The sequence below is a fragment of the Flavivirga sp. 57AJ16 genome, from assembly GCF_028736925.1.
Lineage (GTDB): Bacteria > Bacteroidota > Bacteroidia > Flavobacteriales > Flavobacteriaceae > Flavivirga.
The window spans coordinates 1-13,293 of sequence record NZ_JAQZAT010000012.1 but is presented as its reverse complement, the minus strand read 5'-3'; the positions used below and the strand labels follow the sequence as shown (position 1 = coordinate 13,293).

At 37.0% G+C, this 13,293-nt stretch carries 8 protein-coding genes; all 8 read left to right on the top strand.

Translation table 11 applies throughout. The annotated features are described in order from the left end of the window. Positions 1–5 precede the first annotated feature (5 nt). The 8 genes from PQO00_RS13905 (at position 6) to PQO00_RS13870 (ending at position 12,707) form a co-directional block, all read left to right on the top strand. Positions 6–1,247, top strand: coding sequence for an ammonium transporter (locus tag PQO00_RS13905; protein WP_274185453.1), 1,242 nt, complete (start codon positions 6–8; stop codon positions 1,245–1,247). A gap of 359 nt (positions 1,248–1,606) precedes the next feature. Then, positions 1,607–1,954 (top strand): hypothetical protein, encoded by a 348-nt coding sequence (locus tag PQO00_RS13900; protein WP_274185452.1) that lies wholly within the window; start codon positions 1,607–1,609, stop codon positions 1,952–1,954. 32 nt (positions 1,955–1,986) lie between these two features. Then, entirely contained in the window at positions 1,987–5,232 is a 3,246-nt protein-coding gene (locus PQO00_RS13895; protein WP_274185451.1) for a hypothetical protein, read from the top strand. Between the two features lie 5 nt (positions 5,233–5,237). After that, entirely contained in the window at positions 5,238–8,984 is a 3,747-nt protein-coding gene (locus tag PQO00_RS13890) for a DUF6443 domain-containing protein (RefSeq protein ID WP_274185450.1), read from the top strand. Between the two features lie 430 nt (positions 8,985–9,414). After that, entirely contained in the window at positions 9,415–9,918 is a 504-nt protein-coding gene (locus tag PQO00_RS13885) for a hypothetical protein (RefSeq protein WP_274185449.1), read from the top strand. A 9-nt stretch (positions 9,919–9,927) separates the two neighbouring features. After that, the gene (locus tag PQO00_RS13880; RefSeq protein WP_274185448.1) at positions 9,928–10,737 is read left to right on the top strand and encodes a hypothetical protein; all 810 of its coding nucleotides are present in this window, start codon (positions 9,928–9,930) and stop codon (positions 10,735–10,737) included. Positions 10,738–11,007: 270 nt separating this feature from the next. Continuing rightward, positions 11,008–11,838: an RHS repeat-associated core domain-containing protein gene (locus PQO00_RS13875; RefSeq protein ID WP_337992851.1), complete on the top strand. Its 831-nt coding sequence runs from the start codon at positions 11,008–11,010 to the stop codon at positions 11,836–11,838. A 41-nt stretch (positions 11,839–11,879) separates the two neighbouring features. Continuing rightward, complete coding sequence (locus PQO00_RS13870) at positions 11,880–12,707, top strand: hypothetical protein (protein WP_274185447.1); 828 nt, start codon at positions 11,880–11,882, stop codon at positions 12,705–12,707. Positions 12,708–13,293: the final 586 nt, after the last annotated feature.

Genomic DNA, 13,293 nt, shown 5'->3' with positions numbered 1-13,293 from the left:
ATATTATGGAATTACTTACAACAAATAATGTATGGATGATGATCTGTACAGCTCTAGTTTTCTTTATGCACTTAGGTTTTGCATTTTTAGAAATTGGATTAACAAGACAAAAGAATACTATAAACATTCTTTTTAAGAATATATTTATTATCACAATTGGCTTACTATTATATTGTTTAGTTGGTTTTAATTTAATGTATCCAGGTTTTGCTGAAGGTTCGTCTGGAATCTTTGGTTTTGCAGGATTTGGATTAGATTCGCCTTTAACAGCCGAAGGTGCCTTGGATTTAACTTATAATGAAGGTTATACTTACTGGACAGATTTCTTATTTCAAGGAATGTTTGCAGCAACAGCAGCAACGATTGTTTCTGGTGCGGTAGCTGAGCGTATGAAGATTGTACCATTTATGATCTTCACAATAATATACGTAGGATTTGTTTACCCAATAGCCGGTTCATGGAAATGGGGTGGTGGATTTTTACAAACATTAGAAACTCCTTTTTATGATTTCGCAGGATCAACCTTAGTGCATTCAGTTGGTGGATGGGCAGCATTAGTAGCTGTTTGGTTATTAGGATCTCGTATAGGGAAATTTAAAGATGGAAAACCTCAAGCGATTCCTGGACACAACATTCCTTTGGCTACGGCTGGGGTTATAATTCTTTGGTTAGGATGGTTTGGATTTAATGGTGGTTCTGTGCTTTCTGCAGATCCAAGTTTAACTTCTTTAACTTTAGTTACAACTTGTTTAGCAGCTGCAGCTGGAGGCGTGGTAGCGATGTTAGTTTCTGCGGCGATGTATAAAAATTTAGATCTAACAATGTTCTTAAATGGGATACTTGGTGGGTTAGTTGGTATCACGGCCGGAGCAGACCAAATGAGTCCTACAGATGCTATTTTAATTGGAGCAATTGCTGGTGCTATTATTGTTTTAGCGGTAAGTTTTGTTGATAAAATTAAATTAGATGACCCTGTTGGAGCTATTGCAGTTCACTTAATATGTGGTATTTGGGGAACATTAGCGGTAGGCCTTTTTGGAGCGTTAGCGGGAATGGATCAATTTATTAGTCAATTAATTGGTGTTGGTTCTTATGCTGTTTTCTGTATTGCTACAGCGTTTATTATAATCTTCACGTTGAAGAAAACTATAGGAATAAGAGTTTCTGAAAAAGAAGAATTAGAAGGATTAGATGGTCATGAGCATGGTATGGATGCATACCCTGACTTTAGAATGAATGAGCATTAATAAAGATTAAATTTAGCTAATTAATGTTAAAAAAGGATGCCTACCTAGGCATCTTTTTTTTTGGATTATTTGTAGAGCTTTTTTCGGCTGAGGTCAAGATAATATCTGATTTTTTCTTCTTTTTCTTATAACCAATTCATTTACAAAATGTTGTAAATCTGTTCTAGATCATAGGTACTCTAAAATAAGGAAAACCTTAGTAAAAAAATGTTTTTCCCTTACAAATACTAAGGACAAACCTTATCTTTTTCTCACAAAAATCACATACTTTTACAGTGGTATCCTTTTAAGTAAAGCCAAGAAAGAAATTAGTAAAATTCTTTCTTTTTTAATTTAAAAAAATCTATAATTACAAGCCAATGAACACACGTTTGTTTTTCTCTTTTTTCTTTTGTTTGAATGTGCTTATAGCGCAGGAATTGCCAAAAATGGTTCCATTAATTCCTAATGCAGCTTCAATAGCTAAATATGGAGAAGTGCCCGTTGGGCATTTTACAGGGACACCAAATATCAATATCCCAGTTTATCATATAAAGGCAGGCGATTTAAGTTTGCCGCTTTCCTTAAATTATCATGTGGGAGGTCATAGAGTAGAAGATGTTGCGTCATGGGCGGGTTTAGGTTGGTCCTTAGGGGCCATACAAAAAAAGAGCTTTATTAACATTGGCTTAAAAACAAGTATGTGTGAAAACGAATTTAAGATCTAAAATAAATCAACCATAATTAAACCAATATTTTAATGAAAAAACTATTTTTTTGGTGTTTGGTCGTAATATCTGCTGCCACATTGGCTCAAGAAATTACCACATTAAACCCTACTTTGGAAAATTTTGTTCCAAGTGCTCCTGAAGTTAGCGCTATTCAAAAATTTGGAAATTATCCCGTAAGTGAATCTACAGGGGTTCCTTCTTTGTCAGTACCAATTTATTCGTATAGTAACTCTACAAGTAAATTAGCACTAAGTATCTCTTTAGATTACCATTTGGGAGGTGTTAAAGTTAATGAAAGAGCTTCTCGAGAAGGATTGGGATGGGCACTAAATGCTGGGGGCGTAATATCGAGGTCCGTTAGGGGCATTTACGATGAAGAAGCGTCTTTTGGGTTTATAAATTATAGCCCGCCACAAACGGAAGATGGAGGGAACGTTCCCTCTGCTAGAGATTTAAGGCCCTTTAACAGAATGTATGCAAATGTTCAAGATAGCCAAGCAGATGTTTTCAGCTATTCTTTTGGAGGCAAAAGCGGAAAATTCCAATTAGGAAGAAATGGAGATCTTCTCTTGCTTAATATGTCCAATATTAAAATCGAAAAATATATTGGAGATACAGGAGTTATCAGTGATGGAATAATTGGTTTTACCATTACAGATGATGATGGGTTAAAGTATTATTTTAATAAACCAGAGATTACCCAAACATGGGTACTTCCAAATCATATCTATACGACATCATGGTTCTTGACCAAAATTGAATCCTTAGGAAGTGCAGGGAAAAGTATTGATATTGAATATGAAGAAGAATCTATGTCAAACTATAGTTACAGTACAAGTCAAACAAGTTACAATCGTGTTGATGGTACTGGTAATGAAATATTCAATTCCAATACTTCCTCGGTTAATATTCAAACCTGGAGAGTTAAGAAAATTAAATTCCCGAATGAGGTCAACGTTGATTTTCAATACTCAACTACTTCACCAAATGAAGGCCATTTAAGTTCCATAACCGTAACCGATGATCAAGATAAAGAAAAGGGCTTTTTATTTGATTATGACCAATCCTTAAACCGGTTGACCTTAAAAAGTGTAACCCCTTTTGCAGATTCCAATACCAATACCATGCCCCCATATACCTTTGAATATATTGGAAGCCTACCATCATACTTCAGCACAGGGTTTGATCATTGGGGGTATAATAATGGGTCGCCTTATGGCGGTATTCCACGTGAGGTCTTTCCCAATGGACTAGGTCATGGTATTTGGGAACTTCCAGGGATAAGTCGTGATACGGACAGTACTTATGTTAAATACGGTAGTTTAAAGAAAATCAGCTATCCCACGGGCGGTGCCACAATTTTTGATATGGAGGCCAATCAGGCAGAAGATGATCGGTTAGATCAGGAATTTACCATAAATGAAACGGGTCCGGGATATGAAGAGAAAACAGAGATCTTGACAATTGATAGCGATGTTAGCTATGGAACCAATGTTTTAGAGTTCTTATTCAATGGAGATCCGAATACAGTGACGCCTTTTGAAATAGATATCCAAGCTGGAAGTAGTTGTACTAATTGCTCCGTTATAGCCCAGCTATTTTATTCTACTTCTGACAATTACCCTATTGAGGAAATTGAAATACAAAGTGGGCAATATGGGAGTACAGGAACTTTTCAAACAGCGAACCTAATCCCAGGACATTACTACTCAATGGTATTTTACACACAAAACATGAGCGATTATTATAGTTATGTTACGGTAACATGGCAGGAAGCAGATGAAAACTCGACAGCATCGCATACCTATTCCCATAAACAACCCTTTGTGGGGGGGTTAAGAGTGAAACGAATACTTAATTATGATGGAATTCACCCTGATCCTGTAACTGTTAAATCGTATAGTTATAAAATGCCCGATGGAACTTCTTCTGGAACCTTAGGGGTGTTTCCGGTATACACACACACCGTTTATTATGAAAACAGGCATTCTATACATGGTGCTTACAATTATCCGGCCCCTGAGGCGTATGTTGATTTAGGTCCAAATGTAATTGTAAGAAGTAATAACCCCATTAATGATTTAGGCTATGCGAATGGTAGCCCTGTAATATATAAAAGGGTAGAAGTGAAATCAACTTCCTTGAATGGAAGCTTAGGAAAGGAGGTGAAATATTTTACCAATTTTAAGGATAGCCCGATTAACCTATACAATACCTTTCCTTATGTGCCTACGGTAGTCGATCAATGGGGGTACGGCTTATTATTGAACGATTCAATCTATAATAGTAATGGCGATTTAATTAAAAGCATAAACAACCAATATAAATATAAACAAGATACTTATTTTCATGATGCCTATCGCTTTGAGAATTTCCGATCTGTTTCAATTGCTCCTGTAGTATTTTTTACTGGTGATTATGTTCCTTCCTCAGGTGAAACCCCACCTTTGGGAACTCCCCTATATTTTAAAAAGGCTGATTTTTATCCATCCGCTGGCCGTGCAGATTTGGAAAAAACAGTAACCGTGGACTATACTAATGGCGAACCGATCACCAATGTTAGAAAATACCAGTTGGACGATGTTTATCATAAATTAAGATATCAAACAGTTAATAAGAGCAACGGGGATTCTTTAAAGGTTCATTATAGATATTCTTTTGATTTATTGGGAAGTAATGATCCTAATGGAGCCCACCAATACCTTTATAACCATAATGATTTATCGACTATGATTGAAGAGGAAACAAGTTTAACCAGTCAATCATCCCCTTTAGTCTATAGTGTTAAAAAAATGAATGTAAATGGGGGAGGGAAAGTAATAGTTGATTCTATACAGGTACAAAAAAAAGGCAGTGTTTTAAAGACCAGTCTCATCAATCATGCTTACGATAGCCATGGTAACCCGTTAGAGGTTTCAAAAGCAGATGGGACACATATTAGCTATGTATGGGGTTATAATTCGGAATATCCAGTGGCCAAGATAGAGAATGCGACTCAGGCACAAGTAGCGACCGCCAACTTAAATATGGCCTTGATTAACAATACCAATACCTCGGATACCGATATGCGTACAGAGTTAAATAAATTGAGAACGGGTCTTCCTGGGGCAATGGTGAGTACCTATACGTATGCTCCCTTGGTGGGGGTCACGAGTATGACCGATCCCAAAGGATACACCATGTTCTATGAATACGATGACTTTAACCGTTTGGAGTTCGTAAGGGATGCCGATGGCAACCTATTGAGCGAGAACAAGTACTACTACAAAAACTAAGCCCCATGAGACATTATATATACACCTTTTTGTTTTTATTGGTATCGCAGGCCGCCTTATCTCAAACACCAGCAACGATAGTCAAGGACGGCAGTTATACGGTAGATTCGAGTAGCGGGACCGTTGCGCTAACGGCCACCCAGAGCATTACCCTAAAGCCCGATACATGGATCAAGAGTGGCAGTACCTTTTTGGCACAGATCGTAGAGCCCACGACGGCGCTGGACGATTATACGCCCTTTTCCTTTAGTAACGAGAACTATGTGTTCACGCGGAGTTTTCAGGCGCCCATGGCCACTTTTAATGCGGCTACTGCCAAAGAGGGGGATGTTGTGGAAAGCATCACTTATTTTGATGGTTTGGGCAGGCCCATGCAAAGCATTGGGATAAAGACTGCCCCGGACAAAAAGGATATCATAACGCACATCGATTACGATGCCTATGGCAGGCAGGACAAGGACTGGCTGCCCTATCATGAAACATCGGGCACATCGGGCACGTACCGGGGCGATAGGGCCACGGCCACCAAACAGTACTATATGGACAATTATGCCGACGACTTTACTGGGGTGGCCCTGCCGGATATCAATGCCTATTCCCAGAAGGGGCTTGAGGCCTCGCCTCTGAACAGGATCCTGGAACAGGGCGCTCCGGGAGCAGACTGGGTGGTAAACAAAGCGTCCGATACCGATCGCACCATAAAGTTTGAGTACCAAGCCAATACGGCCAGTGAGGTGAAACAATATGGGGTCACATTGGCCTTTGCAAATAATACCTATACACCGACCTTGGCCATAAAGGCATCCAATAATGGATTTTATGAGGCAAACGAGCTCTATAAGACCATCACCAAGGATGAGAACTGGACTAGTGGCACCTCCCATACCACCGAGGAGTTCAAGGACAAACAAGGACGTGTTATATTAAAGCGCACTTATGGGACCTCTGTAGTAAACGGGGTTTCCCAAACCAATGTAGCGCATGACACCTATTATGTATATGACGATTATGGCAACCTGACCTATGTGCTGCCACCAAAAATGGATGCCAGCACGGCTAGTTTGACCACCGTTAATAGCCAATTGGATGACCTAGGCTATCAATATAGATATGACCACAGGAATAGGCTCGTAGAAAAGAAAATCCCGGGCAAGGATTGGGAATATATTGTGTACAATAATTTGGATCAGCCGGTTTTGACCCAGGATGCACTGCAACGTCCCAATAAACAGTGGTTATTTACAAAATATGATGCTTTTGGCAGGGTAGTCTATACGGGGATTTATACCCATGGATCCGTAGCTACCCGTCTGCAAATGGTTACTGCTCTGAATACTTATTATAGCACCAACACTTCTGAGGACCTATTTGAAGAAAAGCTAGCCTCAGAGGGAAGCTATCATTACTATAGTAACGGAACATTTCCTAATACGGGACTGGAAGTGCTCACCGTCAACTACTATGACGATTACAGCTTTAACAGGGACGGACTGAGCCTGCCCGCCACTGCCGATGGCCAGGCGGTCATCAATCATGATGATGCCAACAAGCTATTGACCAAGGGCCTGGCCACGGGCTCCAAGGTAAAGGTGCTGACCACCAACGATTGGATTACGTCCCTTACGGGCTACGATGCCAAGGGGCGCCCCATTTATGCTGCCAGTAACAACGGCTATCTATCGACCACGGACATTGTTGCCAGCAAGCTCGATTTTGTCGGCAAGGTGGAAAAGGTGACGGCCACCCATACCAAAACGGGACAAGCAACAATTACCACCCAGGACGATTTTGTCTATGACCACGAGGGCAGGCTCTTGAGGCAAAAACAGGCTATCAACGGCCTTGGACAGGAAACCCTTGTGGACAACACCTATGACAAGTTAGGGCAATTGGAAACCAAGGGCGTCGGGGGGAAATCCTCAAGCGCGAACAGGTTGCAGGACGTGGACTATGCCTATAATGTGCGCGGCTGGTTGAAACAGATAAATAATCCAACTACTCTGGGTAACGATTTGTTTAGTTTTAAGCTCAATTACAATACTAATAACCACGGGGGGACCAATCTGTTTAATGGTAACATAGCTGAAACAGAATGGAAAACAGCCAATACAGATAACAGTTTACATTGGTATAAGTATGATTATGATGCTTTAAACCGATTAACAAATGCTGTAGATAATTTAGATAAATTAAATGAAACTTTAAATTATGACAAAAACGGAAACATTACCCATTTAGTCAGGTTAGGACATATCGTTGGTGGAAACACAATTCCAGATATTACAAACCCTAATCATTTTGGTGTTATGGACGATTTAACTTATATTTATAGTGGGAACAAACTTCAAATGGTAAGTGATAATGGAGATGACTTTTATGGTTTTAAAGATCTTTTAAATATCACAACAGAATTTGCCTATGATGCTAATGGTAATATGAAGCACGATTTTAATAAGGGTATTGTTGAGATATCATATAACCATCTTAACTTACCTGTTTATATAAGTTTAAATGGTGGAAGTAGTGTTAATACTGGAACAATTTCGTATATTTATGATGCGACCGGTGTAAAGCTCAAAAAGACGGTGAGCACGGGAGTAACGACGGAGTACGCTGGTAACTATGTATACGAGAACGGTTCATTGAAATTCTTCAGCCATCCAGAAGGGTATGTAGAGCCTGATGGAAATGGCGGGTTTAATTATGTGTATCAATATAAGGACCATTTGGGGAATGTACGCCTAAGTTATATGGATAGTGATGGTAATGGTAGTATCACAGCTTCTACTGAAATACTGGAGGAGAACAACTACTACCCCTTTGGGCTGAAACATAAAGGGTACAATACGAATGTTGCTAGTACTAATATTGCTCTTAAAAGAAAGTTCGGTGGTAAGGAATTCCAAGATGAATTGGACTTAAACTGGTATGATGTAACTGCAAGGAATTATGACCCTGCTATAGGTCGTTGGATGAACTTAGACCCATTGGCTGAACAGATGCGTAGACACTCACCTTATAATTACGCATTTAACAATCCTGTGTTTTTTATAGATTATGATGGGATGGCTCCTACTGACCCCATAGATCCAGATGAGAAAACTTTTGTGAATACGACTTCAGCAACAGTAGTTGGCGAGAACGTTGTAAACCAATTAGACGAAGTGGTAATTGGAACTGTTACATCTTCTAGTTCTAAAGGAGCTCATGTTGAAGGCAATAGGTTTAACGGTTTCAAGATAGAAGGTGAAACTAGAACTCAGGATACTAAGACTAATGGCAGTGTTTCAGGTTTTAGTGCTGGTTATGAAAATACAACCGAAGGAAATATGTGGTCAGGGAATGCTTCCGTTTATGGTGCCGAAGCAGAGTTTAGCTCAAAACAGGATGGAGTTACTGAAACTAAGGGTAAGGTTAGTGTGTTTAAGGCAGAAACATCAGGAGCTTTTGGAGTATATTCACCAGAGGTGAGTGAAGGAAAAGAGGGAGTTGCTATAAAAGGAAGTATAGGGTTATATGCTGCTAAAGGAGAAGTATCTACTTCTGTTACAATTCCTGAGTCTATACCATTAATTGGAGGATTTAAAATAGGAATGACTAGAGGAGCGTCATTTGGTAGTGCTCATATTGGTGGTGGTGTAGAAGCTTCAACAGTTGATGGTGTTGGTACATTAAGAGCGAGTGCTAATATTGGGCTTGGAGTTGGAGCTAAATATGGTTTTTCTTTTTCAACTGCTAAATTGAAACCATAATTTATATAAAATAGTTATTTATGTTAATATTATATATTTTGCTCTTTAGTGGGGTTAACTTTTTAATCTATAACTTATTAGTTGGAGATATTAAGTTGAATTCAAAACTAATTATCTGTATTGCTATTTTAGTATTTCTGTTTTTATTTGTTCAAATTTTCTATTTAGATAGAAAATTTATACCAAACACATATTTTTATAACCTTATACAATTGAGCATAGGTATAATAATTATTCATTTTCTTATAAAATTTATGATTTCTTTAATTCTAGGAGATATTGAAAAAATGGGTAAAAACAGTTCTTTTGCGAAAGATTTTTTAACTAATTTTTTTGATTTACTAAGGCTTAAGTTAGTTTATGTTTTGGTTTTTATTTATCAAACATATAGTTTATTTTCGTGGTATCAAACATATAACCATTAGTTAAAATGAATAGAAAATTATATCTTATAATTCTTTTTATATCGGTATTGAACTGTCAAACAAAAGGAGATAAAAAGGCGAAAGAGTTCAAAACGGAAGATTATTCTATTACCTATCCATCTAATTTGAAATTGGAAGAGAAAATAGATGGTGCCGAATTTATTTTGAGTACTGAAAAATCTTCTGAAACAGATAGTTTTATGGAGAATATAAACTTAGTTACACAGGATATAAACATTAGTTTCAAAGATTATATACCTTATTGTGAAGAGGAAATTAAAAAAGCAGCTAAATTAACAAAAAGTGAAGTTATTTCTAATAATGGTAGAAAAACGCACAGAATAGTATTTACGTTAAAACAAAATGGTATTCAATTAAGTTTTATTCAGCATAGTTTGATTGTAAACAGTAAATTATATATGCTAACTTTTTCCTGTAAGTCATCTGAATTTAATATTTACAAATCAGAAATGGAAGATACTATGCTCAGTTTTAAAATAAATAAGTAGCAAAAAAATATGGTTTCAAGAAAAGTTGATTTTTCAGTATTCTATTCTTTAATAAAGAAAAGGCCTATATTGTCAATGTTTGGGTTATTATTTACCATTCCATTGTTGTTTCTTTTAATTCCGTTTCTCATTTTAACATCTAATATTAACGGAAATTCCACTGAGGTCGATTACGAAACATTATTGAAAGAAGGTTTCCAATCAAAAGGTGTTATAGAAAGTTTTGAAACTGTTTATGATGTAAGTATAGATAATGAACATCCAACAATTATTACATATACATACGTTAAAGAGAATGAAACGAAAACAGATTCGTATCAGACTTTTGCTCCGAATAGAATTAAAAAACTTAACAAAGGGCAAGAAATTGAAGTAAAGTATTCTGATAAAGGTTCTATTATTGTTGGATTCCCTCCATATTCATTCCCTATTCACATAATAGGCTTAGTATTTGTTATTTTTCCTTTAATAGGTTTACCCTTTTTAGTCATCTTAATAATAAAAATAAAGAAAGAATTATATTTATATAAAAAAGGTGTATTAAATACAGGAATTATTCTTTCAATATCTGATAATATAGGATTAATGTTTACTAAATATGGAAATTCTGTAACAGTGACTTATGAGTATCAAGGCGAAAGAGGTAAGACCTATATTGGAAAATCTAGAACTATAACTACAGACCTTCCTTCAGAAAAAGTGAGAAATGGTGATAAAATAGACATATTGTTTCTGCCAACTAGACCAACAAAATCATGTATATGGCCAGAACAAATAGCAAAAAAAAAGAAATGGAGGAGTTCCCCCCGCTACCGCTAGTTTTAAAAACTAGTGGCGTACCGAGTAAGAAAAAACACAAGCCATATTAGATAGTTGTAGTGTGGTTTTTGTTTATAACCCCTGCTAGTCCTCGTATGCGCTAGCGCTTCGTTTTTGACGAGTGCCGTGTCGAGTAGGTAATAAATAAAAATAAGAAGCCACGCTTTAGCGATAAAGTGTGGTTTTAGTATACGTTCTTAAAAAGAAAATTTTTGTAGCTGCTCTTTGGAGTAATAGGCTGTAAAAGGTGACCGTAGTTGAAAAAAACGCATAGACTACTATCCCTTTGGGCTGCGCCATCAGGGGTACAACAATAGCGTAAACTCTACGAATATTGCGCTCAAGAGAAGGTTCGGCGGCAAGGAGTACCAGGACGAGCTCGGGCTCGGCTGGTACGATATCACTGCCCGAAACTACGACCCCGCGATCGGCAGGTGGATGAATATTGATCCTTTAGCTGAGCAAATGAGGAGATTTAGTCCATATAATTTTGCATTCAATAATCCAATATTCTTTCAAGATTATGATGGGATGGCTCCAATGGGACCAGACTGGATTGATAACGGTGATGGAACTTTTACTGCTGAAGCTAATGATAGCGCTTCAACATTACATACCCAGTATTTGGAGGCCAAAGGATATACTTTTGAGGAAGTCGATGCAATGGTCGAGGGTCAATATGGAGAGAACCGCGTTGAAGATGGCATCGAAAAATCTAATATTGATGAAGGAGATGTTGTTGAAGTTCAAGGGGAAATGGATGTTATTGCTTTTGATAAGGAGCAAGCGGTAAAAACCGAAAAGGCTGAAACTACACGAATTGAATCAGGCAGAAAAGAAGTGACAAAATTAGAGAGTAAAATTGATTCTATTTCTAAAGAGATAACAAAGTCACATAATCAATCTGAGGCTTATAAGGCATTAGTTGATACGGATATGGCCAACCCAACTAAAGTTCAAGATGGAGGTGTAGGTGCTATTGCGGCAGGTTCAATGGGAGCTGCTAGAAATGAAAGAGACAGTGTTAATAATGTAAAAAAGAGGAAAGAATTAATAGAGAAAAGAGCTGCTATTAATAAGACTCTTCCAAAAAGGAATTAAATAATTCTAGGGTAATAAGTCCATTAAATTAATGATTTAATATGAAAGAAATTTTAAGTTTTGCAATATTAGCAATCATGTTACAAGGTTGCATTGAAAAAACCAAAACCAATTTAGAATTAATAAAGGAAATAGATTCTCTAAAGGAAAAAAGAATTATTTACGAATTTCAAGTTGATTCTACTGGGGCATTAATAGATACTTTATCAATCGAAAAAAGTAAGATAAATAAAAACCAAGTCATTGTTTTTAAAGAGAAAATAATAAACAAAGAACATTTGAAATCTACAAATTATTATAGAGATAATGGCGATTTGTTTTATTCTAAGAATGAATCTTCAGAATTAGGAATATTATCAACATCCGAATTTTGGAAAAAAAACAATGAGATATCAAAAGGACTATATCTTGGGTATAGAGATAATAAAATTAAAGACACTATCAATATAAATTACGAGTATTTTTATAATGATAATGGATTAAAGAAAAAAACAATAGTTACTTCAAAATTTAAAGATGAAGATGAAATTGGGAATACTACAGAGTTATTTTATAGTAATGGAGAGAAATTAACTTCTGAAATCTCTATAGAATATGGAGACACTTTAAAGGTTAATAAATATATATACACAAAAAATTTAATAAAAAAGAAAACAATTAAAGATTATAAAAATGGAGTTTTTGTAAATTTAGATTATAATGAAAAAGGATACATTATAAGTAAAAAAGTTTTTTTACAACAAATGGACTCTCTTTTAGAGGTTAGTGAAACCCAATTTATCACAGACGAAAAAGGTCAAATAATTAAAAGTATTCAAACACAATTACCTTCAAATAATAAAATATATATAGAATTTAAATATAATTAGGTTTGGGTCGTTCCCCCGCTACCGCTAGTTTTAAAAACTAGTGGCGGGCAAGAGTAAGAAATAAAGACAAGAAACCACATTTTATAAATAAGTGTGGTTTTTTTATGTGTTAAAGACCCCGCTCCCGCTAGTTTTAAAAACTAGTGGCGTACCGAGTAAGAAAAAACACAAGCCACATTAGATAGTTGTAGTGTGGTTTTTGTTTATAACCCCTGCTAGTCCTCGTATGCGCTAGCGCTTCGTTTTTGACGAGTGCCGTGTAGTAGGCAATAAATAAAAATAAGAAGCCACCCCCCGCTCCCGCTAGTTTTAAAAACTAGTGGCGTACTGAGTAAGACCCCCCCTGTTCCCTAGCATGCACTACCGCAAGTAACCCTCAGCTGGTGCGTGATTGTGTCACGTTCCAAAATAAAGGTCCCCGTATTCTATGATCTTTAAGCACTGATATGATGGGTTGATCAGCATTCAATACCCAGGATTCTGGGGCAAGAGGTTGGGGTTGAGTTCGAGCTCTGTACGGGGCAGCGGCAGCAGTATGTGGTGGTCCCTCCAATTGGGCTTGATGGGCCCGAGCGCCCCGGCGGCC